Origin of the sequence: Nocardioides sp. YIM B13467, from assembly GCF_042788075.1 — a bacterium.
In the GTDB taxonomy this organism is placed as follows: Bacteria; Actinomycetota; Actinomycetes; order Propionibacteriales; family Nocardioidaceae; genus Nocardioides.
In genome coordinates, this window is record NZ_JBHZPJ010000046.1 from 3841445 (window position 1) to 3867228 (window position 25784).

Sequence of the window (25784 nt, forward strand, 5' to 3'; positions counted from 1 at the left end):
GTCCCTGGCTGGTCGGGCTGGAGGTCAGTGGTTGATCCAGACGGTCTTGAGACCGACGTACTTGTCGAGGGCGTGCAGCGAGAGGTCGCGCCCGAAGCCGGAGCCCTTGAACCCGCCGAACGGGGTCCAGGCGCTGAAGGCGTCGACGCCGTTCACGGTCACGGTGCCGGCGTGGATCCGCTCGGCGAGCCGGTGCGCCCGGCTCAGGTTGCTGGTCGCGACCGAGGCAGCCAGGCCGTACGGGGTGTCGTTGGCGAGCGCGACGGCCTCGTCCTCGGTGTCGAAGGCGGTGACCGCCAGAACCGGCCCGAAGACCTCCTCGCGAGCGAGGGTGGAGGACGGGTCGACGTCGTCGAAGACGGTGGACTGGACGTAGCAGTCGCTGCCGTCGCGGGTGACCCGCTCACCGCCGGTGACCAGACGCGCCGTCGAGCCCTTGGCCTCGTCGACGAAGCCCATGATCCGGTCGGTCTGCTCCGGCGAGACGATCGCGCCCATCCCGGCGGCCGGGTCGAGCGGGTCGCCGGGGGCGTACGCGGCGGCCTCCTTCGCGACGAGGTCGACGAACTCCTCGTGGACCTCGCGCTGGACCAGGACGCGGGAGTGCGCCGAGCAGACCGCGCCCTGGTTGAACCAGATGCCGAAGGCGCTCTGCTTGGCCGTGGTGGCGAGGTCCTCGGCGTCGGCGAAGACGACGTGCGGGCTCTTGCCGCCGCACTCGAGCCAGACCTGCTTGAGGTTGGACTGGCCGGCGTACTGCAGGAAGTACGCGCCGACCTCGGTCGAACCGGTGAACGCGAGCACGTCGACGTCGGGGTGGAGGCCGAGCGCCTTGCCGGTGGTCTCCCCCAGTCCGGGAACGACGTTGAGGACGCCGTCAGGGATCCCGGCCTCGGCGGCGAGCTCGGCGATCCGCAGCGCCGAGGACGGCGACTGCTCGGCGGGCTTGAGCACGACGCTGTTGCCCGCGGCCATCGCCGGGGCGACCTTCCAGGCGAGCATGTCGACCGGGTAGTTCCACGGCACGACCGCGCCGACGACGCCGAGCGGCACGCGGCGGATCAGGCCGAGGGTGCCCGGCGGGGTCGGCGCGACCTCGTCGTTGATCTTGTCGATCGCCTCGGCGTAGTAGCGGAACAGGTTCACCGAGAACGGCAGGTCGAGGTCGTACGCATCCACCACCCGCTTGCCCATGTCGAGCGAGTCCAGGACCGCGAGCTCGGCGGCTTGCTCGGCGAGGAGGTCGGCGAAGCGGAGCATCCGCTCCCGGCGGAAGGCGACACCCGCCCGCGACCAGCCCCCGTCGTCGTACGCCGCCCGTGCCGCGCGCACGGCCGCGTCGACACCGGCGGTGCCGGCGTCGGCGACCTCGGCGAGCAGCGCGCCGGTGGCGGGGTTGCGGTTCTCGAAGGAGCCCTCCGCGGTGTCGACGGAACGGCCGCCGATGAACGGTCGGGTCCGGAGTCGGACCTCGGCGGCAACCTGTCGCCAGTCCTGGTGGGTACGCACAAGCAAATCCTTTCTTTGCGCTTCACCGCAAATATGAGCCCCGCCACATCAGGTGTCAATCATTCGCCCGCAGATTTCACATACGCGTTACGGTTGAGCATGGCTCGACGCAAGGACCAGGCCGCACGGCGCGAACATCTGACCGCGGCAACACTCACCGTGATCGCGGCCCACGGCTTGGCCGGCGCCACGATGAAGAACATCGCCGCGGAGGCCGGGATCTCACCGCGCCTGATCGCCTACTACTACCCCGAGCTCGACGGCCTCATCGAGGCCGCTCACCAGGCCGCGACCGACCGTTACTACTGGTCCCGGCAGCGGGCGATCGAGGGCGACCTGTCCCCCGCCGAGAAGCTCGGCCGCCTGATGTACTCGGGTCTTCCCCGAGGTGAGGACCTTCTCCTGAGCCAGGTCCTCGACGAGATCTCGGTCAACGCGAGCCGCAGCCCGATGCATGCGACCCTGATGACGTTGCTCTTCGACCGCGAGGTGTCGCTCTACACCGCCGTCCTCGAGGTCGGGCGCGCGACTGGCGTCTTCACGCTGACCGACTCGGCCGAGGCGATCGCCCGCAACTTCGTCGCCCTCGAGGACGCCTTCGGCCTCCACCTGCTCGCCCACAACTCGTCGCTGACCCTCGAGCGCGCCGAGCAGCAGCTGGCCAGCTACGCGCACTCAGCACTCGGCGTCCGGGTCGCCCCGATCGACCCCGAATTGCCTAATGGCGCAAAAAATCCGGGCGTACGACCCTGACCTCAGGCAGGCTCGACCGTCTTCACCATGACGCAGTTCTTCAGGCCCTTGGGCCGGTCGTAGGTGAAGCCGAGCCGCTCGTAGAGCCGGCGGGTGCCGTTGTAGAGGAACGACGACGACATCTTCTTGGTCTGGTCGGTCAGGTCGTGCGGATAGCTCTCGACCCGCCCGCCACCGGCCCGGGCGATCTGCTCGAGCGCACCAGTGATGGCCAGCTCCGTCACGCCCTGTCGCCGGTAGCGCTTGTCGACGAAGACGCAGGTGATCCGGTAGTCGGGGTCCACGGTCTTCGTGGCGTCATACTGCTTGAGGTGGTGGAGCGTCGGCAGCTCGGCCGGCGTGCCGTACTCGGCCCAGGCGACAGCCTCGTCCCCGTCCATCACCAGCGCGGCGTGCGCCTCGCCCTTCTCGACGTAGGCCTTCTTCAACGCCCGGTTCGCCTCCGCGCCCTGACCCCTCTCGGGTCCGTCCGGATGGAACCAGATGCACCAGCAGCCGCCGAAGATCCCGTTGTGCCGCTGCACCAGCGCATCGAACGCCGGCCAGGTCTCAGGACTGAGCGGCGCGATGGTGAACGACGACAGCTCGGCAGCCATGCCGTCCACGGTATTCGATCCCGCGAGCCGAGGTGGGTCTACGACCCTTTTCGCGTGATCCCAGCGGTCATTCCTCAGCTAGCACTCGGCGGATCGCAGCAGCGGCAGGATCGCCAACGCATCGCGCCAGCGTGGCGAGAAGGTCGTTCTCATCCTTCTTCGAGTGCTGCAGCGTCATGTCATGCGCTGAACGGAGCTTTCCGGGCACCGACTCGGCCAGGCGGATGAGCAGGTCTCCGGAGCCGATCAGCTCGATTCCACGACCGTCCATCCATGCCCTCGGAAAGTGCCGAATGTTGTCGGTGAGCAGGATGTCGGCTTCCGCCGAGACCGCGGCAGCGAGAACATGTCGATCCTTTGCATCCATCTCGACATCGGCGACCTCGTTCGTCGCTTCGTCACTGACCTCGACGAGGGCGTACTCCAGATAAGCGTTCATCAGCTGTTCGAGCCGATCAGTGTGCTCGCTGTCGAGCCCGAGACCGGCGCGCAGGTTGCGCGACATCTCATCCAGGATCTCCTGGGACCAGTGGAGCTCGATGGCGCCGGCGTCAGCGGCGTACAGGAAGTAGTCCCGAAGCGTGCGGGAGTAAAGGATGTTGGCGTCCGCGAGAACAACGCTGAGGGTCAATCGACGAAGCCGATCTCGTTCGAGAACTCGGCGAGCGCCTCCGCGGCCTTCGCTCGCCGGGCTCGCCTCGCCCGCTCGAACGCCACCAAAGGCTCAGCGGGAATCCGATGGTGAGATCCCACCATGATGTGCTCGATGTCGCCGGCGGCGATCATCTTCATCAAGGTCGGGCGGGAGACACCGAGGAAGCTGGCTGCCTCCGTCGTCGTGAACGCCTCCTTGATCGGCACGACAACCGCACCCGACGTACGCTCCGCATCCAGGAGGGCCAGCACCTTCTCGGCGCTCGCTCGCGGCAGGCTCAACGAGACGTGCACCGTCTCGTCCGCGTCGTCGAGTGCCGCACGGAGCATCCGCACATCGTCGTTCAGCATCTCTGACATCACGGACCCCTTACATCCATCTGAAACCAACTGATGCAAGTGTAACCCAGACCCGAAGCGTCCACCGAGGATTTCAGTCCTCGGCACGGGCTCCGATGACGACCGGGCGGCCGGCGACGTACCCGGCGAAGATCTGGACGAGCGCAAGCCCCAGCAGGAGCGCGATGGGGACCGACCACGAGCCGGTGGCCTCGCGCAGCAGGCCGACGAGGAACGGGCCGGCGGCAGCGAGCAGGTAGCCGATGCTCTGCGCCATCGAGGACAGCGCGGTGGTGCCGGCGGTCGTCGCGGTGCGGATGCTGAACAGGGTCAGGGCCACCGGGAAGACCGCGCCGCCGATGCCGATCAGCACCGCCCAGACCCAGGCGCCGGCGACGGGAGCGAGCCAGAGGCCGGCGAACCCGATCGCGAGCAGCGCGGTCAGAACCGCGATCAGGTGGCCCTGCGAGGCTGCCCGGATCGCGAGGGTCGGAGCCAGGAAGAACACGGGTACGCCGACCAGGATGCTCACCGCGAGCAGCAGCCCTGCCGTCGCGTGACCGAAGCCGGCGTCGGCGTAGATGCTCGGCAGCCAGCTCATCACGACGTACGCGAACAGCGACTGGGTGCCGAAGACGACGGTCACGGCCCACGCCACCGGCTCACGCCACAGCGGGACCCGGACCGCGCCGTCTCGGCGCAGGCCGCGGTCGCGCAGGTGCGGCAGCCACGCCAGCAGTGCCAGGGCGGCGAGCAGAGCCCAGACGCCGAGGCCGATCCGCCAGCTTCCGGCCGCATGCGCGATCGGCACCGTGACCCCGGCTGCGATCGCCGCGCCGAGCGACATCACCGCGCTGTAGGCACCGGTGACCGCGCCGACCCGGTTCGGGAAGCCCTCCTTGACCACGGCGGGAAGAAGTACGTTGGCAAGCGCGATGCCGGCACACGCGACGAACGTGCCGGCGAGCAGGAGCCAAGGGTCGCCGATCACCCGGACCAGCAGCCCGGCGACCAGGAGGCCGAGCGCGACGCCGATGCCACGATGCACGCCGAGCCGGCGCGCGAGCGTCATCCCCGTCGCACCGACGACCGCGAAGCAGAGCACCGGCAGCGAGGTCAGGAATGCCCGGGTGCCGGCCGAGAGCCCGTCGAGACTGTCGAGCAGGGCACCGAGGGACGTGATGCCCCCACGCAGGTTGGCAGCGACCAGCAGGACCGCGATCAGCAGCCACACCGTCGACCGAACGGCTCTGTTCGACGGCGGAGAATCCGGGCGGGACTGGATGCGGGAGTTCACGCCCTCTAGGATGCCAGACATCGGATGATTGGATGAAAGGACGGCACGTGCCGCTCTCCACCACCACGCCCCGCTCCCTGGTCGACCAGGCGATCGACGGCATGCGCGCTCTGCTCGCCGACGGCGAGTGGGCCGTCGGCGCCCGCATCCCGCCCGAGCCCGAGCTCGCCGCGGCGCTCGGCGTCAGCCGCAACACGGTGCGCGAGGCCGTACGCGCACTGGCCCACACCGGTGTGCTGGAGGTGAGACGCGGGGACGGGACGTACGTCGCCGCCTCCAACGAGGTGGCCGCGATGATGCGGCGTCAGGTCAGCAGGGTCGACTTGGCGCACGTCCTCGAGGTCCGCCACGCGATCGAGACCCGCGCCGCGGCATTGGCCGCCGAGCGCCGCTCCGAGGACGACCTGCGATCCCTGACCGCCATCATGGAACGCCGCGCCGCCGCCGTCGCGGCCGGGGACGCCGACGCCTTCGCCGAGGCCGACGCGGAGTTCCATCTCGGCGTGGTCACCGCGACCCACAACCCGCTCCTCATCGAGCTCTACGCCGGCTTCGAGGACATCCTGCGCGCGACCATCCACCTCGACGACGAGACCGCCGAGATCGCCGACGAGCACCACGCCGTCTTCGACGCCATCCGCGCCCAGGACGCCGATGCCGCCGCGGCTGCCGTCACGGGTCTGCTCCACACGCTGGCCCGATAGCCCACCAGCCCGCGTCGGGGCGCCCTACCATCGCCGCATGATCGAGTTCGTCAAGCTGATCGTCGACGTGGTCCTCAAGGCCGTTCCGGGCATCGTGAGCAGAAACGAACGCGACAAGGCGGCCTATCTCGGAGCGGATCTGTTCCTCCTCTACGTACAGATCAACGACGTGCTCGTGCGGGCCGAGGAGATCGTGACCCAGATGGAGCGCTATGACCGGGCGTCGGACATCGAGCTCGCGACAGCCCGGGGCGCGCTGCTCGAGCTGGTGCCGCGGCAGATCTCCGACATCCGGGTGATCACCGAGCGTCTTCAGGAGCCGGACTGGGAGCTCAAGGTGCTCGACGGCCAGTCGTACGTCGCCCTCGAATTCCTCCTCGGCATCAAGAGCTCCGCGTTGGACGTGCTCTCATCCGCGCTCACCGTCGACCAGCTTCCGCTCGGGACGACGAGCGTCGAGGTCGACGAGGACGGAATCCGGTGGCCGGAGATCCGGCCGGCATGGGATGCGCGCTGGATGGTGCTCCGCAACCTGCGCGACGAGCTCGGCGGGGACACCCCCACCCGAGACGACGAGGTACGCCGCATCCGGGCCTATCTCCAACACCGGCAGCCGCGAGAGGAGATGCGGGCGATCCGCGAGAGCCTGGAGACGCTGCGCGAGGCGATCGCGGCCAACTTCACCATCCAGGACATCCTGATCCGAGCCGGCGACCCACGTCTCGGCCGCAGGCGCAGGCTCCCTTAGCCGTCCGGGAGGTCGACCCGGATGAACTTCGGCCGATACAGGAGCGGGTTGCGCAGGACCGCGCCGAAGTCGGTGCTGTTGCGGCTGTAGGAGACGATCACCGAGCCGGGCTGCTCGAGGATGTCGGGATGGGCCAGCGGCATGTAGCGGAGCTCGCCGCGTGCCACTCCGGAGGGAAGGGTGCCGACCGGTGGTTGCGCTTGGAACGGGCCGGTGGGCGATGACGACGTCCAGAAGACCAGGTCGTCTCCCAGGAACTCGTCGCTCTTGCTGAACGCGTACCAGCGCCCGTCGCGCTCGAAGACGCTCAGCGTCTGGGAGACGCCGTCGTCCGCGGGGATCAGCTCGCTCGAGGAGCGGGCACGCTTGCTCCAGCCGGTTCCGTCCCAGTAGGTCCAGCGGTCGGGGTCGGCGACGTGGTCGGGTGCGACGCGGGCGACGTGCAGGGCGAAGCCGGTGCCGAGCTGCGGGTCGGGCTCGCGGGCGGTGCCGTAGAGGTAGAGCCACTCCCCCGATACCGCCGCCGCGGCGCCCCACATCGGCCGGCGCGTGTCGGCGTCGTCGGCACCGATGTCGGTCACCGCGATCAGCTGCGGGACTCCCCCGTCCGGGACCACGAACTGGGCGATGGCCGGTCCGAGGGCCTCGAAGCCGAACGCGTCGTCGGAGTCGGTCGTACGCACCCGCTGCGCGGCCACCACGACCAGCGTGTATCCCGGCTTGTCGAGCGAGGTCACCGACATCGGCCAGTAGCCGACGCCGTCGCCCCGGTCGGGGATGATGGCGCCGCCGGACTCCGGGAGGACGACCTGCAGGCAGTCGGGCTCGACGAGCAGCATCGAGTTGCGTACGAAGCCGGCGCCGGAGAACTTTTCGTCCCGCAGGGTGTCACCGAACATCCAGATGCTCCGCCCATCATTCAGCTGGGCGCTCACCCCCACGTCGCCGCCCTGGAGAGCCGGCTCGGCGCGAAGCCTGGTGATCCGGTTGAGGTCGTCGACGTCCTCGACCGGTCCCGCCGGGATGCACTGGGTCGTCGAGGCGAGGCTGACCAGCGGGCGCGGTACGGCCTCGCTGTGCAGTGCGGAGGTCAACGCGGTCGCGAGGATCGTCAGGCAGGTGGCGGAGGCCAGGACCAGGCCGAGGTTTCGCCGCCATGACCGCACCTCCGCGAGAGCGCCATGGCGTTCGACGTCGATCCGGACCAGCCACCGGATCGCCACCAGCACGGCCAGACCGAGCAGCGCCGAACCGGCGATGGTCACGACCGGTTGAACGATCCCGGTGCCACCGTCCCCGGAAGCCGCCCACAACAGCGACTCGCCGGCCCCGGTGATCGTCCATCCGGAGCCGATCGCCCACGCATCCGCGAGCAGCAGTCGGTCCCCGGCGAGGAGTAGAGGAACCGGCCCGGCGACGATCACCGTCGCCGCGAACAGCAGCCCCGGCAACCCGCCGATGATCTCGCAGGCGAAGGTCAACGCACCCGCGGCGAGCACCGTGGCCGCGAGGACCGATGCCACCAGCATCCGCTCCCCCGCCGGCGCCGGCCCGGCGAGCAGCCAGCCGAAGACGCCCGCTCCCACCGCCAGCCCGGCGAGTGCGGTCAGCCGCGCGAGAAGTCGAGGCAGCGTACGCGCGAACAGGCCCCACACGAGCGAGACGACGCACACCAGCAGGAAGCCCGCCAGCGCGGTCGCGAAGGTGACCCAGGACAGCGGCCGCCCCTGGAGCCGATCTGGCGATGCGGCGAGCACGACCGTACGTCCGCGGGTCTTCTCGATCCGCTCCACTTCGGCCCGGACCGCGCGAGCGAGCGCCGGCCGGTGTGCCGTGGCCAGGCGCAGCTCGTCCTGGGTGCCGGACAGGTCGATGTCGAGCTCGGCGACGACGTCACCGCGCTCCAGCAGCTCTGCCGCCTCGGCCCGGTTGTCGACCGCTCCGGCCGAGAACGGACGCCCCGGGACGGCGTTCACCTGCTTCACCAGCGGAACCGTGACGACATCGGGACCCACCAGGACCACCGGAGCCTCGTGCAGCTCTCCGGAATCGGCTCGGAGCCCGGTGACGATCCAGCCGAGGGCGATCAGCACGAAGACGGCGCAGAGCACCACCTCACGACGACTCCCTGGTCGCACTGCTCACCACCGTCCTCCGTCACCGCGGCGCGCGGTTCATGAGGCCATGTAAGAGCAGTGCGACCGGGTGGGTCTAGTTCGGGGTGGCGCGCCAGCGTTGCGACGCGGTCGCGGTGTCGGTCTGCTGCACGACCAGCCCGTTGGCGCCGGCCGCCAGGCTGAGACCGCTGTGCTTCGCCGAGAACTTCAGCGACGCGCCGTCGGCCGCGATCACCCAACGTTGGTTGGGCGTGCCCGTGCAGGTGTACTCCACGACCGGGTCGCCGCTCGTCTTCGAGCTGTAGGCGACGTCGGCGCACAGACCGGTGCCGGCGTTCTTCAGCTGGTAGCTGCCGTCGTCCTCGTTGCGGGTGACCACCCACTTCTGCGACGCCGCCGCTCCGACGGCCGACGTGGTCAGCTGGCCGTTGCTGGTCGCACCGGCGGCATCGAGCGCGAGCCCGGAGGCGACGTTGCCGAGCGAGTACTGGCCGTCCGCCAGGGCCGGCGGAACGATCTCCTCGTCACCGATCGTCATCGCGAACACGTGCACGGCGGCGTTGGCGGGCAAGGTGACCGCGGCGATCTCCTTGGCCGGATCGGTGCGCAGGGTCTTGGTGAACAGGCGGTAGGAGACCGTCGGGTACGCCGGTCCGTTCGGCGTGTTCTTCCCCAGCGTGGTCACGGCGATCTTGGCGCCATAGCTGTCGGTCGCCGCGCAGCACCAGTTGGGGAAGCCGAGCGTCCCCGTGGAGGAGGTGCCGTCGGTGTAGTGCGCGGTCGCCTTCGCGGAGGCCGACAGGCTGGTGCCGGTCCCCAGGAACGCCAGCGCGTTGCCCTTGCCGCTGATCCGGATGGTCTCGCCGCCCGAGGCGACGTTGTCCTGGGTGCCCGGTTCCGAGTCCGGCCAGGTGAAGTCGAAGCCGTTCGCGCTCACCGTCGCTCCTGGTGTGACGCCCTTCTCGGCGAGCTTGTCGGCGAGGAAGCTGCTGCCGCCGCCGTCGATGTCACCCGGCTCGGGATCCTCGGCCCTGGTGACACCCACGTTGTTGAACGCCGAGGCCAGGTCCGGGTGGGCGAGGGTGGTCGTGGCCGAGTCCGTCACGGCGTACGTCCGGTCGTGGGCCACGTAGGTCGCGGTCGCGTCGATCTTCACCCGGCCGGGCGAGGCGTCCGCCGGCGGCGTGACGCTGAACGTCGCGGTGCGGGAGGCACCGGGCGCGAGGGACCCCGACACCGCACCACCCGGCCGTACGTCCCAGCCCTCGGGCGCGGCGGCCGTGATCGAGTCGAGCTGGACGCGGGAGCCGGTGTCGTTGGTGAAGGTGGCGCTGACCTCCGCTGCCTCCCCGGCGACCGCGATCGCGGAGGTGGCGGCATCGAGGCTGACGTTGCGGTCGCCCGGGTGGCCGCCGCCGACCGCCGAGGACCCGTTCAGGGCGACCACGGCACCGGCGGAGGTGGAGAGCTTCCCGGTCTTCACGTGGGTGATGCCGGTCGCGGAGTCGTGGAACCATCCGGTCGCCGCGCCCTCCAGCTCGTCCTTCGAGGCCCGCTGCGGCAGCTCGTCTCCGCCAAGCTCCACGCTGCCCGGTTCGGCATCGGCGTGCACGCTGAGCCCGTACTCGCGCGAGGCGGGCTTGCCGGCGTACGAGCCGTCCACCTCGCCCAGCCGCACCACGACCCGGCCGCGGCCCTGCTCGGGGGCGTCGACCTCGAACACCTGGGTGGCGGACTCGCCCGAGGCGTGCGCCTGGCTGCGCCCGTCGTCCTCGTAGTTCACGAACGACGAGGACCCCTGCGGGTAGATGTCCAGGTCCAGGCGGCCCGACTTCTTGCCCTGCTGCCAGTCGAGCGTGCCCTCGGGGAACTGCGGCACGACCGCGCCGGCGCGTACGAAGAGCGGCAGCGTGTCCAGCGGAGCCTTGTAGCCGTCGATCGTGGTCGGTCCCTGGTGGACCCGGCCGCTCCAGTAGTCGACCCAGGTGCCTTCGGGGAGGTAGATCCCGTCGCGGGTCGTGGCGTCCTCGTAGACCGGGGCGACCAGGAAGTCGTCACCGGCGAGGAACTCGTACTTGACCGCGTCGCCCCAGGTCTTCGGGTCCTCGGGGTAGTTGAGGTAGAGCGGCTTGACCGCTCCCACGCCGTTGCGGTTGGCCCGCATCGTGTGCGTGTAGAAGTAGGGAAGCAGCCGCTCGTGCAGGCTCAGGTACTTCCGGTTGATCGAGGTGTACGGCTCGCCGTAGCGCCACGGCTGCTTGTCGGAGGCCGCCCACCCGCTCATCAGGTAGGTCATCGGCAGGAACATCTTCCACTGCATGTCGCGGACGTACGTCTCGGCGCTGCCGCCGAAGATGCCGTCGACGTCGCCGGTGGCGAGGTGCTGGCCGGACATCGTGGAACCGGCGTACGTCGGGATCTGCCAGCGGATGTAGTCCCAGCTCCCGGACTGGTCGCCGCTCCACACCGCGGCACAGCGCTGGGTCCCGGCCCAGCCCTCGACCGTGAGGACGGTCGAGCGGTCGGTGCTGTTGGTCTCGATGCCGTCGCGGGCCTGCTCGCAGGCGTCGAGCGCGAATCGGTAGCCCGGGCCGACCCAGGCGACGTCGGTCTTGCGGACGCGTACGCCGGCCTGGACCTCGGTCTCCTGCTCGGTCAGGTCGTCCTCGGTCCACAGGCCGAGCTCGGCGCCGTGGTCCTGCAGCATGTCGCCCGTCTCGGCGAGGTCCTCGTAGCCGCAGCCGTAGCCGTCGTTGACCAGCATCCAGCCCAGCGGCATGTCGTGCTCGGCGTAGCCCTCGGCGATCGCTTTCGAGTCACGCAGGGTCTCGCGCTCGCCGCGGTTGGCGTTGTGGAGGTAGCAGTCGGCGTCGCCGACCTCCAGGGCGTACATCGGCACCGCAACCGGGCGGCCGGTCAGCTCGGTGTAGGAGTCGATGACGCGCTCGGCGTCGCCGACGAAGTAGTAGGCGTCGAAGCGCTGCTCGTCGTGGGTGGTCGTGGTCGGCGCACCGAAGTCGTAGCTGCCGGCCGCGAAGGTGTTGCGCAGCACGCCGTAGCCGCGGGAGGAGACGTAGAACGGCACGGCGTTCGGGTTGCCGCCGTCGTTCCAGTTGAAGTCGCGCGAGATCTTGATCGTCTCGCCGCGGTGGCTGAACCGGCCGTTCTGCATGCCGCCGCCGAAGAACTGCTCCTCGGCGCCTCGCTGCAGGTGCTGCGCGGTGCTCTTGTCGTCCCAGGTCAGCGGCGAGGCCTCGGCCATCAGCACCTTCCCGTCCGGATCGGTGAGCCGCAGGGTGATCGGCTGCTTGGTGACGGTGAGCACGGCCTCGTCGGTGCTGATGACGTACGCCGCACCGGTCTCCTTCACCGCCGACCGCCCGCCGGGGTAGTCACGCTTGACGACGATGTCGGCGTCCGGGGCGCCGGGCTCGGCGGGGTCGTCGTTGGCCGGGTCGTCGAACTCGCCGTTCGGGGCCAGGCGTACGCGCACCATGTCGGCGTCCTCGAAGGTCACGCGCAGCGCGGCCTCGCCGGACTCGAAGGTGTAGCTGTCGCCCTCGTGCTCGAAGCCGGTGACATCGCCGAGCTCGCTCGTGCCCTCGGCCGCCACGGAGCTCACCGGGCTGAGCGCGACCAGTGCGGCTGCCAGAGCTGTCCCGGAGACCAACAAGCGTCGGATTGAGTGATTGAACATGATCGCCTCACGCCCTAAAGAGTCAGAATCAATCGCAAGTTGGAGGCGACTGTAACGCAGGTCACACTGCGCGGTCCACCCTCGGTCCGCCGATCAGCGCGAGCAGACGGGCAGCCTCCCCGGCCACCGCATCGCGACCGGCGCCGAGGTACTTGCGGGGGTCGACCTTGCCCTCGTCCGCGATCGCCGCGCGGACGGCGCGGGTGAAGGTCGCGTTGAGGTGGGTGGCGATGTTGACCTTGGTCATCCCGGCGGCGATGGCCGCGACGATGCCCTCGTCGGGGACCCCGGAGGAGCCGTGCAGCACGAGCGGCACGTCGACGGCGGCGGCGAGCCGGGTGATGAGCTCGTTGTCGAGGCTGGCTGTACGCGTCGTCATCGCGTGCGAGGAGCCGACCGCGACCGCGAGCGCGTCGACCCCGGTGGCCTCGACGTACGCCGCGGCCTCGGCCGGCTGGGTGCGGACCCCGGGCGCGTGCACGCCGTCCTTGCCGCCCACCTCGCCGAGCTCGGACTCGACGGAGGCGCCACGCTCGTGACACCAGGCCGCGACCTTGGCGGTGGCGGCCACGTTCGAGTCGTAGTCGAGCTTCGAGGCGTCGAACATCACCGAGGGACATCCCAGCTCGACGGCCTCCTCGACGAGCTCGACCCGGGTCGCATGGTCGAGATGTACGCAGACCGGGACCGTGGCGCGCTCCGCGATCGCGATGCTCGCCCGCAGCAGGGGCGCCACGGCGCCGCGGTAGTCGACGGTGTTCTCGGAGATCTGCAGCACGACCGGACGCCCGGCCTGCTCGGCGCCGGCGACGATCGCCTCGGCGAGCTCGAGCTGGATGACGTTCATCGCGCCCAGCCCGCGTCCGGTGCCGCGGGCGTTGTCGAGCAGCAGCGACATCGGTACCAGGGGCATGTCAGTCTTCCTCGTGGTCGATTCGGCTGACCCTGACGTCGGCCAGGAACGATGCGTACGCGTCGGGGTCGATCTCGCCGGCGATCGGGGTGACCACCGCGGCGGCGCCCAAGGCAGCGGCGTCGCGAAGGATCTCCGGCCACGGCCTGCCGTTGGCGAGACCGCGGGCGAGCCCGGCGGCGGCCGCGTCCCCGGCGCCGGTCGGGTTCCCGCTCACCCCGGGGGGCGGGCGCACCTCCCAGGTGCTGCCGTCGGCATGTGCGAGCAGCCCGTGGTGGCCGCGGGTCAGCACGACCGGGCCACCGTGGCGGGTGGCGAGCTCTGCGACAGCGGCGGCCGGGTCGTCGAGGGCGTTCCCGAGCAGGCGCGCGGCTTCGTCCTCGTTGGGAGTCAGGACGGCGCCGGTGCCGACCGCGGCGGCCAGCGCCGCGTCGTCGAGATCGAGGAGCACCGGTACGCCGGCGGCGGCCGCGAGCCGCGCGATCCGTGCCGGGAGGTCGGTGGGCACTCCGGGTGCCAGGCTGCCGGAGACGACGACGGCCGTCGCGTCTGGGATCCGATCGGCCAGGAGGTCGAGCAGTCTGAGATCGGCACCGGCGGCCGCCTGTCGGCCCGGCTCCCACAACGAGGTCGTCGACTCGGCGACGACGACCACGGTGCGGCGTACCTCCTCCAGCTCGGGCAGGAAGGTCGCGGGCAGCTCCCGCGCGAGGGCCTCGCCGAAGTCGTGGTCGGCGAGGCCGACGGCATGGGTCGGCTCGCCCAGCTGGCGCAGGACCCGGGCGACGTTCACGCCTTTGCCCCCGAGTCGGCTGGTCACCTCGGCGACCCGGTGGACCTCTCCGACGGTCAACCGAGGCAGCCGGTAGGTCACGTCGATCGCCGGGTTGAGCGTGACGGTGAGGATCATCTGCCCGTCCCCGTCGAGGCCAGGGCCAGGCGGGCGGCGCCGACCAGGCCGGCCCGGCCGCCGAGAGCGGAGAGACGTACGGGCGGGACCGCGGTCACGCCGGCGCGCTCGCGCATCCGGACCTGTAGCGGTTCGAGCAGGTAGCCCCTGGCCTCGGCGACGCCGCCGCCCAGGATGATCTCGCCGGGCGCGAGCAGCGCACCCACCGCGAGGAATCCGTCGGCGAGGGCGGTGATCGCCTCGGACCAGACCCGGGCGGCGCGCGGATCGTGCTCGACCCGCGCGACGAGCTCGGCGACGCCGGCGACCCCGGAACCCCCCAGCGACGCGTATCGCCGCAGCATGCTCCGAGCGCCCGCGCGCGTCTCCACGCAGCCGTGGAGCCCGCAGGTGCACAGCGGCCCGGCCGGGTCCACCACGAGGTGGCCGAGCTCACCAGCCTGACCCGAGACGCCGACGATCGGCCTGCCCTCGACGTACGTCACCGCAGCGACACCCGTCCCGAGGACGGCGACGAACGCCGAGGCCGGCGAGCCGGCGTCGGCCCAGATCGCACCCGCGGCGGCCGCCGTGTCGTGCGAGACCGAGACAGGAAGACCCAGCCGCTCAGCCAGCGGGGCTGCCACAGGCGTGTCGACGAGACCGAGGTTGACCGCCTTGAGGGAGGTCCCGGACTCGGTGTCGACGAGGCCGGGGAAGGCGACCCCGACACCGGCGACCTGCGCCCGAGCCGCGGGACTCAGGCCGGCGAGCAGCTGCTCGCCCAGCTGCGCGATGTCCTCGAGCACGGCCGGACCGGTGCGGGTGGCCACCCTCGACTCCGCCAACGACACGTCGCCGGCGCCGACCACGGCACCGCGTACAGAGGTGCCGCCGACGTCGAACGCGAGGGCGAGAGCTCGCTCCGCGACTGGCGGCGTAGGAGACTCGCTCATCGCTTCACTCGGGAGGAGCAGCCGGGCTCAGGATGATCGAGCGGGTGAGGTTGCGCGGCGCGTCGGGGTCGAGACCGGCCCGACGGGCCCGCTCCACGCAGAGCAGGTGCACGCGCACCAACTCGGCGAGCGGATCGATCTCGTGGTGCACCAGGTCGGCGCCGGTGACGGCGACGTCCTCGGCGAAGCCCGGCACCAGGTCACCGAGGGCCCACACGACGCGGCCGGGGGCGCTGATCGAGACCGGACCGTGGCGGTACTCCATCATCGGGTAGGACTCGGTCCACAGCTGCGCGGACTCCCGGAGCTTGAGCGCCGCCTCCTGCGCGGGGCCGTTGGTCCAGCCCCGACCGACGAAGGTGACCTGGTCGGCGGTCAGCGCCGGACCGTACGCGCTCTCGCCGGCGTCGATGATCTGCTGGGCCTGCTCCGCGGCCCGGCTCAGGTCCTCACCGAGGTGCCAGCGGAGCATGGCGAGGGTGGTGGTCGCGAAGCGGGTCTGGACCACCGACTTCTCGTCCACCTCGGGCATGAGGATCGGCTCGGCCAGCTCGAGAGCCGGAGTGCCGGGCGAGGACGAGATCACGGTCGCCGGGATCTTGCCTCCGACCCGAGCGAGCAGGTCGATGACCTCGGTCGTGGTCCCGGACCGGGTGATCGCCAGCACCCGGTCGTAGTTCCGGTCGAGACGGGCCTCGGTCGGGGTCCAGGCGTCGGTGATGCCGTGACCCTGCTCCTCGCGCAGCGCGGCGTAGGCCTGCGCCATGTAGAGCGAGGTGCCGCAGCCGACGACCGCGACCTTCTCCCCCGCCTTCGGCAGGGCATCGGCAGATCGTTCGGCGGTGCTCCTGGCCGCTATCCAGTTGGCAGGCTGCGTCGCTATCTCGGCTGCGAGATGCGTCGTCGGTGCGGATGCGGTCATGGCGTCGGGTCACCCTCCGTTGTGTTTCCGGCTGGACTCGAATCATCCAACGCGTTGCGCGTTTCTGTCAATAAATCGCGTCAAATGATCATTATCGCTCACTCGCGACGATGATCTCCGTCCCGCCTTCGGCCAGTGCCTTCGCGAGCGCCTCGGGCACGGGTCGATCGGTGACGAGCATGGAGACGCCGGAGAGGTCGCCGATGCGCGCGAAGGTCGGATGCTCGAGCTTGGTGCTGTCGGCCACGACGATGGTGCGCTGGGCAGCCGCGATGAAGTCGGCGCTGATCTTGGCCTCGGCCGGGTGGATCGTGGTGAGTCCGGCCCGCGTGCTGATGCCGTCGACGCCGAGGATCGCGGTGTCGATGTGGATCTTCGACAGCACCCCCTCGCTCAGCGGGCCGACCAGCTCGTAGGACTGCGTTCGGGCGGCCCCGCCGGTCACCACGATGTTGACGTTGGGCCGGATCGAGAGCTCGTAGGCGATGTTGAGCGCGTTGGTGACGACGGTGATGCTGTCGTCCTCGGCCAGGTCGGGGTGGCGCCCGATCGCGCGTGCCACCTCGCTGGTGGTCGTGCCGCCGTTGAGCGCGACCGTCTCGCCGGGCACGAGCAGGTCGGCGACCGCGGTCGCGATCGCCCGCTTCGCGTCGGCCTGGCGACCGATCTTGTACTGCAGCGGCAGCTCGTACGCCGAGCCGAGCGCGGTCGCGCCGCCATGTGTCCGGGTGACCAGCCGCTGGTCGGCGAGGTGCCCGATGTCGCGGCGGGCGGTCGCCGCCGAGACGCCGAGCGCGCTCTCCACCTCCGCGATCGACACGTGCCCGTGCTCGCTGATCAGCTCGAGCAGCTGGTTGAGTCGCTGTTGTCTCATGGGCCCCCTTCCTGGGTCCCGGACAGCCTACGCAGATCTCAGCCCCCGCAGTGGAAGGTCGCGTCGGCCCAGTCGGCGTGGTCGTTGCCGTTCCCGTCGCCGGCATCGCCGGCCACCAGATCGACATAGGTAGCACCGGTGATGTCGGCGGTGATCGTCTCGGTGGCGCTGGCCGGCCCCAGGGTGCCGGTCTCGGTGACCGTCGTCCCGTCCGCGACGACGGAGAACCTCACCGAGCCCCGCGACGTCTGTACGTCGTCCACCCCGACGTCGGCGGTGAAGCTGGTGCAGTTGCCGGCCAGGTAGTAGCGGACCTTGGAGACCGCATGCGTGCCCAGCCCCTTGGCGTAGACCTTGCCGGCGAGCGTGATCGGCCCGCCGTCACCGGCAGCGTTCTCCCCCACACTGGTGTCGCGCTCCACCGGTCCCCAGCCGTTGGTGGCCGAGATCCAGCCGAGATCGCTGGCGTAGGTGTCCGCGGTCGGCGGAGGCGGCGCGGTCTGCACCGTGGCCGCGCGGGTCACCGTGCGCGTCTCGCCACCGAAGTCGTACGTCGCAGACCCGGTGAGCTGATAGCTCGACTCGGCCGCGTCGGCCGGCGGCGTGACCTTCCAGGTGACCGAGTGGCTCTCCCCGGGAGCCAGCGAGTCGAAGTCCGGCGGCGTGGTGGCCTCCGCCGTCCAGCCCTCCGGCACCTCGAGACCGACCGTCCCGGCGCCCGTCTCCGAGGCCTCGTCGCTGGTCAGCGTGGTGGTCACCTCGCCGGCCGCGCCCGGCAGCAGCTTCTCGTCGCCGGCGTCGACGGCGAGGGTCGCGCAGGCCGGCAGGTCACCGGCCGCACCGAGGTCCTCGACGGTGAAGTCGTCGATGCTGATGTCGCCGTTCGCGCCGTTGTCGTCGGCGGTCCGCAGACCGACCCAGTAGTCGCCGCAGCCGCCGGCGACGAACTCATCGCTGAACCGAGCCGTCTCGACCTGCTTGCCGATCGGTCGAGCACCGACCTCGACCGTGCGCGGGTCGCCGCTCGCGACCGAGTCGTAGCCGGTGACCCACTCGTAGTCGTCGGCCCGCTCGGTCTGGTGGTCGAAGGAGACCCGGTAGCGGTGGCCGGGCTCGAGACGTACGGTCTGCGGGACCGTGCGGTAGACGAGGCCGCCGTTCTCGGCGTGCGACTTGAGCGACCAGTCACCGCTGATCACGTCGTCGGTGACCTTGCCGTTCCAGCCGCTCTGCGTGTACGGCTCGTGCCGCTCGGCCAGGTGGGTGCGCGGGTCGGTGACGCCGCCCGAGGAGCCCTTGACGAACGGCGACCAGCCCTGGACGACCTCCTCGAAGTCCTCCTTCACGATGACCTTCGCGCCGGGCGCGGCCGGCAGGTCGCGCTTGACCGCGACGACACGTACGTCATCGAGGCGGACGCGGCCGGAGCCCGCCGCCGCGGAGATCTTGACGGTCGCCGTGCCGTCACGGCCGGCGTCGAAGGGGACCTCGACACGCTGGAAGTAGGTGCTGTGCAGCTCGTCGGCGGCGACCAGGTTCTTCGCCGTCGATCGCTCGACGCTGTTGGTGTAGGTCTTCCCGCCGGAGGTGACGCTGACCGAGGTGGCGCGGCTGTGGCCGGGCTCGACCTCCACCCAGACACCCAGGGCGTTGCGCCCGCTCCGCAGGCCCTGGAGGCGCTGGCTGATCGTGGCCCGCTCACCGGCGCCCAGGACGGCGACCTGCTGACCGGTCGAGGTCCGTCCGGTCGTGGCGGGGCCGCTGGGGTGCCAGGCATCGAGGTCGCCGGCGTTGAAGCCGGGGTCGGCGACGTGGCTGCCCTGGCCCCACTGCGGGTCGGGCGAGCTGTCGGGAGACTTCGTCAGGACGTACGCCGTGCCTGCCTTCGCCTCCAAGGTGACCTTGCCACCGCGAACCGGCACGCTGCCGGCCGCGACCCGGCCGTGCTCGGTGAGCTCGTAGACGTTGAGCCGGCCGCTCCGGCTCCACGCGTCGGTCAGGTCCCAGGTGGTCCGCCCGCCGTCGGCGTTGTAGTGGTAGAGCTTCGCCCCGTCCTGCTGGCTGTCCTTCCACGGCAGGAGGTAGGCGTCGCCGTCGAGCACGAGGTCGCCGCCCTGATAGATCTTCCGGGTCGCCTCGGTCTTCCCTGAGTTGACCACGCGCACGCCGCCGTCCTGGACGATCTCGTCCGGGCTCCAGCGCAGGATCGGGTTCTTCTGCAGATACTTGGTCGGCAGGTTCGTCTGCCAGATGTTGTCGTAGAAGGCGTCGACGTCGTTCTCGCCGGTCCAGCCCTCGAACTCGACGATCTCGGTGTGCCCGAGCAGCTTGTCGGGGTTCCAGGTGTCCTTCTGCCCGTTGCGTACGAACCGGATCATCTGGCTGTTCAGACCCTTGTTGGTGGCGCCGCCGTAGGACTCGTCGTTGGCCCAGTGGGACCAGAGCGCGTCCTCCTCGAAGTGGTAGGACCACTCGGTGCCGATGTTCCAGCCCTGCCCGCGCAGCTCCTGTGCGAGCCGCTCCTGGAGCCAGCCGAAGGAGTAGTAGACGTCGATGTAGAGGAAGTCGAGGTTCGGGTGCGTCTCGCGGCGCAGCTGGGCGAAGCGGTCGACGATGTTCTTGGTCGCGAGGTCGGTGCGCTGGTCGATGTAGTAGGACTGGTCGATCCAGTCCCAGCCGGGGCTGTTCTCGTCGACGAGCGTCTCGTCGAAGGTCTTGGCCTCGGGGTAGGCCTCGGTCGCGTTGACGTGGACGCCGAAGTCGGCGCCCCACTTCTCGCCCGCACGGACCAGGGTGTTGAGGTCGTCGAGCCCGCCGGCGCGGGTGTTGTAGTTGCCGCCGTAGTCGGGGTGGGCGGAATCATGGCCCTCCGAGCCGTACCCCTTCAGCACCGCCAGCTGACCCAGCCCGTCGGTGGCCAGCGAGACCCGCTTGACGTCGTCGAGCGTACGCAGGAACGGATGCGTCGCCTGGCTGGCGAAGTTGAACGGGATGTGGGTGACCACCCGCTCGGGGGTCTCGTCCGCGCCGTTCATCGGCCGCTGGATGTCGCGCAGCGCGATCGCGCCGTCCTGCCAGTCGACTGCCTGGTCACCGTTGGCGTCGGGGGTGATGGTGACCTTCGCCCACGGGAGCTCCTCGGTGTAGGGCGAGCCGGTCGCCCGGTAGGTCCACTGGCCGCTCCACAGCCCGACCCGGCGGCCGCTGTCGGTGGCGCTCACGCTGCGCCAGATCCGGCCGCGCTCCCGGGTCGCGTCGCCGCTGCTCTGGTCGTAGACCGAGTTGGTCTCGATCGCGGCGGCGAGTTGGTCGGTGTCGACGATGGCGTACGCGGATCCGACCGGCTTCTCGGTCGTGGGCAGGTCCGCGGTGACCTCGGTGTGGGTGTCGCCGTTGGTGGTGCGATCCGCGCTCACGACGGCGGTGTTCACGGTCGCACCGGCCTGGTCCGAGCTGACCGAGAGGAGATCGTGTCCGGGGATGTCGAGGGTGCCGACCCGGTGCTCGGCGGTGTCGGTCACCTTGGTGACCGCGAAAGTGACGACGTCGCCGGCCACCTCGAGCTTCGCGTCGAGCTCGACGCCGGGCAGGTCGGCGAAGGTCAGCCGGTAGGTCGCGGTGTCGGCGTCGACCTGGGTGCCGGCCACAGTCGCTGTGTGCGCCGTGCCGTTGATCCGCACGGCCGTGGGCGTTGTCGCGGCGCCGCCGATCTCGCCGCCGGCGGTGTGCCGGTAGCCGAGCACGGCCGGGAAGTCGTCGGCCACCCGCACGCTCAGCACGGGCGAGGTCAGCGTGAAGCCTCCCGCGGGGGCGGCATGGCTTTCGGGCGCGATGGCGACCACGCCGGCGAAGGCCGTCACGGACGCGAGGAGGGCTGTGGGGAAACGCTTCGGCATCGTGACTCCCGAGGGTGGGGGTGGGCCTGACAAGGTCCGTCCATCATGCAGAGTTTTGCGCGGATTGGCTACGTTCTGAGCAAAAGTTGTCATAGCCTCGGGCAGGTGGCCCCCACCTTGACCTGGCGCGACGGCGAGTTCCAGAAGCACGGCGTCCCCCACCGGATCCTGTCCGGCTCCATCCACTACTTCCGCATCCACCCGGACCTTTGGGAGGACCGGCTGCGCCGGGTCGCGGCCATCGGGTTCAACACCGTCGACACCTACGTCGCCTGGAACTTCCACGAGCAGGACGAGGGCTCCCCGGACTTCACCGGTCCCCGCGATCTGGCCCGCTTCGTCACGATCGCCGGCGACCTCGGGCTCGACGTGATCGTGCGCCCCGGCCCCTACATCTGCGCCGAGTGGACCAACGGCGGGCTGCCCTCGTGGCTCACCGCACGCACCCGGGCACCGCGCAGCACCGATCCGGTCTACCAGGACGCGGTCTCGCGCTGGTTCGACGTCCTGCTCCCCCACCTCGTCCCGCTCCAGGCCGGCCACGGCGGTCCGGTCGTGGCCGTGCAGGTGGAGAACGAGTACGGCTCCTACGGCGACGACGCCGCTCACCTCGCCTGGCTCCGGCAGGGGCTCTGTGACCGTGGCGTCACCGAGCTGCTCTACACCGCCGACGGCCCGACCGAGGTCATGCTCGACGCCGGCATGGTCGAGGACACGCTCGCCGCCGCGACCTTCGGAAGTCGCGCCGAGGAGGCCCACGCGATGCTGCGGTCGCGACGCCCCGGCGAGCCCTTCCTGTGCGCCGAGTTCTGGAACGGCTGGTTCGACCACTGGGGCGAGAACCACCACGTACGCTCCCCCGAGAGCGCCGCTGCGACGCTGCGCGAGATCGTCGATCTCGGCGGCTCGGTCAGCGTCTACATGGCGCACGGCGGCACGAACTTCGGGCTCTGGGCTGGTGCCAACCACGACGGGCGCCGCATCCAGCCCACGGTCACCAGCTACGACTCCGACGCCCCGGTCGGCGAGGACGGCCGGGCCTCGGAGAAGTTCCGGCTCTACCGCGATATCCTGGCGCCCGCCACCGGGCGCACGGTCGACGCGCTGCCCGCGCTGCCGCCGACCGGTCCACGTCACGCGTTCTCGTCTGCGCCGGTCTCGCGCGGCACCGACCTGCTGTCACTGGTGACCCGTGGGCCGGCAACGCGCGCGGCGGGGCCGCTCAGCTTCGAAGAGCTCGGGGTCGACGCGGGCCTCGTGACGTACCGCGCCTCGGTCACGCTCCCCAGCCACGAAGTCCATCTCACCGTGCGCGGGCTGCACGACCGGGCGTACGTCTTCCTGGACGGGCGCGCGCTCGGCCTGCTCGAGCGCGACGACGCCGAGGCCGCGGTGCTGACACTTCCCGGCCTCGGCACGGTCGCCGAGCTGACCCTGGTCGTGGAGGCGCTCGGCCGCGTCAACTACGGCCCGCTGCTCGGCGAGCCCAAAGGGATCCTCGGCGGTGTCCAGGTCGACCGGCGCCTCGTCCACGGCTGGGACCACCACCCCGCACCCCTCGACCGCTGGGACCACGACCACCTCGACGGCCTCGCATATGCCGTCATCGAGGTCGACGGACCCGCTGACGGCTGGCTCGCCATCCCCGGTGACGGCGACCGCTTCGTCTGGCTCAACGGCACCCTGCTCGGCCGCTTGTGGAGCCGTGGCCCCCAACGCCGCCTCTACGCCCCCGCTCCCCTGTGGCGTGCCGGCGCCAACCAGATCTCCATCCTCGACCTCACCCACCCCGCGACGTACGTCGAGGTCCACCCGGACCCGGACTTCGGGCCGACCGAGGAATACATCGAGTCCCTGCCGACCGGCGTCTAGGACACGAGCCGGCGATGCCCACCTCGTCAAGGTCATCACGCGGTTAACCTCGTACGTGTGAACCAACTCAGCCCCGACACACCTGACATCAAGCCCAGGTCGCGCGCCGTCACCGATGGCCTGGAAGCCACGGCAGCCCGAGGCATGTTGCGGGCCGTCGGACTCGGAGACGACGACTTCGCGAAGCCGCAGATCGGCGTCGCATCGTCGTGGAACGAGATCACCCCCTGCAACCTGTCTCTCGACCGGCTCGCAAAGGCGGTGAAGAACGGCGTTCACGCGGCCGCCGGTTATCCGCTGGAGTTCGGCACCATCTCCGTCTCCGACGGAATCTCGATGGGCCACGAGGGCATGCACTTCTCGCTGGTGTCGCGCGAGATCATCGCCGACTCGGTCGAGACCGTGATGAGCGCCGAGCGGCTCGACGGCTCCGTGCTGCTCGCGGGCTGTGACAAGTCGTTGCCCGGCATGTTGATGGCGGCTGCTCGGCTGGATCTCGCATCGGTCTTCCTCTACGCCGGCTCGACCATGCCCGGGCAGGTCGACGGCCGCGACGTCACGATCATCGACGCCTTCGAGGCGGTCGGGGCCTGTATCGCGGGGAAGATGAGTCGCGATGAGGTCACCCGCATCGAGAAGGCGATCTGTCCTGGCGAGGGCGCCTGCGGGGGTATGTACACGGCCAACACGATGGCTGCTGTCGCTGAGGCGCTCGGCATGTCGTTGCCCGGCTCGGCCGCGCCGCCCGCAGTCGACCGACGCCGCGACGGCTTCGCCCACCGCTCGGGCCAGGCGGTGGTCGGGCTGCTGCGCAAGGGCATCACCGCGCGCCAGATCATGACCAAGGATGCCTTCGAGAACGCCATCGCCGTCGTGATGGCGCTCGGCGGTTCGACCAACGCCGTACTGCACCTGTTGGCCATCGCCAACGAGGCTGAGGTCGACCTGACTCTTGACGACTTCACCCGGATCGGAGAAAAGGTCCCCCACCTCGCCGACCTCAAGCCTTACGGCAAGTACGTCATGAACGACGTCGACAAGATCGGCGGGATCCCGGTCGTGATGAAGGCGCTCCTGGACGCGGGCCTGCTCCACGGCGACTGCCTCACGGTGACCGGGAAGACCATGGCGCAGAACCTCGCGGAGCTGAGCCCGCCCGCGCTCGACGACGACGTGATCCACTCCTTCGAGCGGCCGATCCACCGCACCGGTGGTCTCACCATCCTGAAGGGCTCGCTCGCCCCTGAGGGGGCTGTCGTCAAGACAGCCGGCTTCGACGACACGGTCTTCCGCGGCACTGCCCGGGTCTTCGACGGGGAGCGGGCCGCGATGGACGCCCTTGAAGCGGGGCTCATCGTCGCGGGCGACGTCGTGGTCATTCGCAACGAGGGCCCGAAGGGCGGCCCGGGCATGCGGGAGATGCTCGCCATCACGGGAGCCATCAAGGGCGCCGGTCTCGGGAAGGATGTCCTGCTGATCACCGACGGCCGGTTCTCAGGGGGAACCACGGGTCTCTGCGTCGGTCACATTGCCCCAGAGGCCGTCGACGCCGGCCCGATCGCCTTCGTCCGCGACGGCGACGCCATCGTCCTCGACGTCGTCAACCGCACCCTCGAGGTCGGGGTGGAACCCGAGGAGCTGGAGCGGCGGAAGGTCGGCTGGGAGCCACTTCCCTCGAAGTATCAGCGCGGAGTGCTCGGCAAGTACCGGCGCACGGTGCAGTCGGCCGCGGTCGGCGCAGTCACGAGCTAGTCAGGGTTTCGTCGACCGCGCGGTGCTCCATCACCACGATCCGGAGCTGGTTGGAGAGCAGCTGCGTGGCGGTGAGTCCGAACGTCGCCCGGAAGGTGTCGCTGAAGTGGCTCGGCGAGGCGAACCCCGCGTCGCTGGCGGCCGTCGAGAGGTCCGCGCCCTGGCTGACGGCCGCTGCCGCGTACCGCATCCTGGCCCAGAGGCGGTAGCGGCGAAAGCTCGTGCCCGAGTGGGCCGAGAACAGGTGCAGGAAGCGGGACTGGGACAGGTTGACCGCGGCGGCGATCTCCGCCGCGCTAAACCGATCACCGGGCCGGTCGCGTAACAGATGCATGGCGACGCGGATCCGCTCGTCGGTCGGGTTCGCCTCGCCGGCATCGAGCAGCCGTCGCCGCAGCATCTCGGGATCCGTGACCGGCCCCTGCCTCCAGTCGGCGATCAACGCCGCCTCGTCGCGATGGTCGTACGCGATCGTGCCCCTCCGGTCCGTCATCGCCCCCAACAGGTGCGCCGTCCCCGATGCGCCGGGGTCGACGTAGAAGAACAGCATCGTCTGCTCCTCCCCCACGACGATCTGATGGGACGTACGCGCAGGGATCAGCGCGCTCCGCGCCCGCCGCGGCTCCGCCTGACCGGACCGCAGCAGGAAGGGAGCGTCCAGGCCCAGCGCGAAGCAGGTGACCGACCCGGAATGAGTGCCCAGCCGCAGCGATGGGCCGCGGTACGCCGCATGTCCCGACCAGAGCCACACCGTCGGCCGCGCGTCGTCGCAGCACGAATCCGGAAGCGGCTCGGTCGCCATGCGCGTCATGATCCCACGGTGAACACCGTGGCCAGCCTGACCATCGCCGTCATCGGCGTCTTCTTCCTCGCGATGGGGACGTACGCCCTGGTCACCCCGGGCGCACTCGCCGCCCCGTTCCACCTCGCGGCGAAGACGCCTGAGTCCCGCTCCGAGATCCGCGCGGTCTACGGCGGGTTCGGCATCGCCATGGCCACCGTGCTCGGCGCCGCCGCCCTCGACATCGGCGACATCCGGACCGGCGCCGTGACCACCGTCGGCCTCGCCCTGATCGGGATGGCTGGCGGCCGACTCATCTCGCGCCTGCTCGATACCCCCGTACGTTTCTACCCCATCTGGTTCTACTTCGGAGTCGAACTTGTGGCCGGCACGGCCCTGCTTGTGTGCGTTTGACCTCGGCAAATTCGGCTATGCTCGGCGCCGTGGGATCTCGGCCGACATTAGACACTTCTGTACAACCGCCACGTCCTCGCGCCCCCAGGCACTTGGGCCAA

20 protein-coding genes are annotated in these 25784 nt (G+C 70.3%); 6 read left to right on the forward strand and 14 right to left on the reverse strand.

The window, feature by feature from the left end:
- Positions 1 to 24: 24 nt before the first annotated feature.
- Entirely contained in the window at positions 25 to 1509 is a 1485-nt protein-coding gene (locus ACFX43_RS25575) for an aldehyde dehydrogenase (RefSeq protein ID WP_378837704.1), read from the reverse strand.
- A gap of 99 nt (positions 1510 to 1608) precedes the next feature.
- On the opposite strand from ACFX43_RS25575, the gene ACFX43_RS25580 reads away from it, so the two are divergent.
- A complete protein-coding gene (locus tag ACFX43_RS25580; protein WP_378837707.1) occupies positions 1609 to 2262 on the forward strand; it encodes a TetR/AcrR family transcriptional regulator in 654 nt (217 codons plus the stop codon).
- 2 nt (positions 2263 to 2264) lie between these two features.
- On the opposite strand, the gene ACFX43_RS25585 is transcribed toward ACFX43_RS25580, so the two are convergent.
- The 4 genes from ACFX43_RS25585 to ACFX43_RS25600 all read right to left on the reverse strand — a co-directional run bounded on the left by ACFX43_RS25585 (position 2265) and on the right by ACFX43_RS25600 (position 5169).
- Positions 2265 to 2858, reverse strand: coding sequence for a GNAT family N-acetyltransferase (locus ACFX43_RS25585; RefSeq protein WP_378837709.1), 594 nt, complete (start codon positions 2856 to 2858; stop codon positions 2265 to 2267).
- A gap of 67 nt (positions 2859 to 2925) precedes the next feature.
- Positions 2926 to 3489, reverse strand: coding sequence for a PIN domain-containing protein (locus ACFX43_RS25590; RefSeq protein WP_378837713.1), 564 nt, complete (start codon positions 3487 to 3489; stop codon positions 2926 to 2928).
- Complete coding sequence (locus tag ACFX43_RS25595) at positions 3486 to 3872, reverse strand: excisionase family DNA-binding protein (RefSeq protein ID WP_378837717.1); 387 nt, start codon at positions 3870 to 3872, stop codon at positions 3486 to 3488. The genes ACFX43_RS25590 and ACFX43_RS25595 overlap by 4 nt, the downstream gene beginning before the upstream one ends.
- Before the next feature lie 73 nt (positions 3873 to 3945).
- A complete protein-coding gene (locus ACFX43_RS25600; protein WP_378837722.1) occupies positions 3946 to 5169 on the reverse strand; it encodes an MFS transporter in 1224 nt (407 codons plus the stop codon).
- Between the two features lie 11 nt (positions 5170 to 5180).
- Here ACFX43_RS25600 and ACFX43_RS25605 point away from each other — a divergent pair, with 11 nt between their 5' ends.
- Together ACFX43_RS25605 and ACFX43_RS25610 are read left to right on the forward strand one after the other, a co-directional pair.
- Positions 5181 to 5852 (forward strand): FadR/GntR family transcriptional regulator, encoded by a 672-nt coding sequence (locus ACFX43_RS25605; protein ID WP_378837727.1) that lies wholly within the window; start codon positions 5181 to 5183, stop codon positions 5850 to 5852.
- A gap of 37 nt (positions 5853 to 5889) precedes the next feature.
- Positions 5890 to 6600, forward strand: coding sequence for a hypothetical protein (locus tag ACFX43_RS25610; RefSeq protein WP_378837732.1), 711 nt, complete (start codon positions 5890 to 5892; stop codon positions 6598 to 6600).
- Here the strand turns inward: ACFX43_RS25610 and ACFX43_RS25615 are convergent.
- From ACFX43_RS25615 to ACFX43_RS25650, 8 genes are all read right to left on the reverse strand, one after another.
- Positions 6597 to 8738 carry a hypothetical protein gene (locus tag ACFX43_RS25615; protein ID WP_378837735.1) on the reverse strand — a complete coding sequence of 714 codons (2142 nt, stop codon included), beginning with the start codon at positions 8736 to 8738 and terminating at the stop codon, positions 6597 to 6599. The two genes, ACFX43_RS25610 and ACFX43_RS25615, sit on opposite strands and share 4 nt — an antisense overlap.
- A 73-nt stretch (positions 8739 to 8811) precedes the next feature.
- Complete coding sequence (locus tag ACFX43_RS25620) at positions 8812 to 12390, reverse strand: TIM-barrel domain-containing protein (RefSeq protein WP_378837744.1); 3579 nt, start codon at positions 12388 to 12390, stop codon at positions 8812 to 8814.
- Between the two features lie 85 nt (positions 12391 to 12475).
- A complete protein-coding gene (locus ACFX43_RS25625) occupies positions 12476 to 13327 on the reverse strand; it encodes a class II fructose-bisphosphate aldolase (protein ID WP_378837748.1) in 852 nt (283 codons plus the stop codon).
- Position 13328: 1 nt separating this feature from the next.
- Positions 13329 to 14237: a hexose kinase gene (locus ACFX43_RS25630; RefSeq protein ID WP_378837753.1), complete on the reverse strand. Its 909-nt coding sequence runs from the start codon at positions 14235 to 14237 to the stop codon at positions 13329 to 13331.
- Entirely contained in the window at positions 14234 to 15172 is a 939-nt protein-coding gene (locus ACFX43_RS25635) for an ROK family protein (RefSeq protein WP_378837759.1), read from the reverse strand. Before ACFX43_RS25635 ends, ACFX43_RS25630 begins: the two co-directional genes overlap by 4 nt.
- Positions 15173 to 15176: 4 nt before the next feature.
- The gene (locus tag ACFX43_RS25640) at positions 15177 to 16094 is read right to left on the reverse strand and encodes an SIS domain-containing protein (RefSeq protein WP_378837766.1); all 918 of its coding nucleotides are present in this window, start codon (positions 16092 to 16094) and stop codon (positions 15177 to 15179) included.
- Positions 16095 to 16185: 91 nt separating this feature from the next.
- A complete protein-coding gene (locus ACFX43_RS25645; RefSeq protein WP_378837771.1) occupies positions 16186 to 16968 on the reverse strand; it encodes a DeoR/GlpR family DNA-binding transcription regulator in 783 nt (260 codons plus the stop codon).
- 38 nt (positions 16969 to 17006) lie between these two features.
- Positions 17007 to 20864, reverse strand: coding sequence for an endo-alpha-N-acetylgalactosaminidase family protein (locus ACFX43_RS25650; RefSeq protein ID WP_378837774.1), 3858 nt, complete (start codon positions 20862 to 20864; stop codon positions 17007 to 17009).
- A gap of 105 nt (positions 20865 to 20969) precedes the next feature.
- Here ACFX43_RS25650 and ACFX43_RS25655 point away from each other — a divergent pair, with 105 nt between their 5' ends.
- Both ACFX43_RS25655 and ilvD read left to right on the forward strand, forming a co-directional pair.
- Complete coding sequence (locus tag ACFX43_RS25655; protein ID WP_378837781.1) at positions 20970 to 22736, forward strand: beta-galactosidase family protein; 1767 nt, start codon at positions 20970 to 20972, stop codon at positions 22734 to 22736.
- 57 nt (positions 22737 to 22793) lie between these two features.
- The gene (gene ilvD / locus ACFX43_RS25660; RefSeq protein ID WP_378837786.1) at positions 22794 to 24488 is read left to right on the forward strand and encodes a dihydroxy-acid dehydratase; all 1695 of its coding nucleotides are present in this window, start codon (positions 22794 to 22796) and stop codon (positions 24486 to 24488) included.
- Here ilvD and ACFX43_RS25665 read toward each other — a convergent pair.
- Entirely contained in the window at positions 24478 to 25299 is an 822-nt protein-coding gene (locus tag ACFX43_RS25665; protein WP_378837792.1) for a helix-turn-helix transcriptional regulator, read from the reverse strand. The genes ilvD and ACFX43_RS25665 overlap by 11 nt on opposite strands.
- 9 nt (positions 25300 to 25308) lie before the next feature.
- Between ACFX43_RS25665 and ACFX43_RS25670 the strand changes: the two genes are divergently transcribed.
- Entirely contained in the window at positions 25309 to 25683 is a 375-nt protein-coding gene (locus tag ACFX43_RS25670; RefSeq protein ID WP_378837795.1) for a DUF4345 domain-containing protein, read from the forward strand.
- Positions 25684 to 25784: the final 101 nt, after the last annotated feature.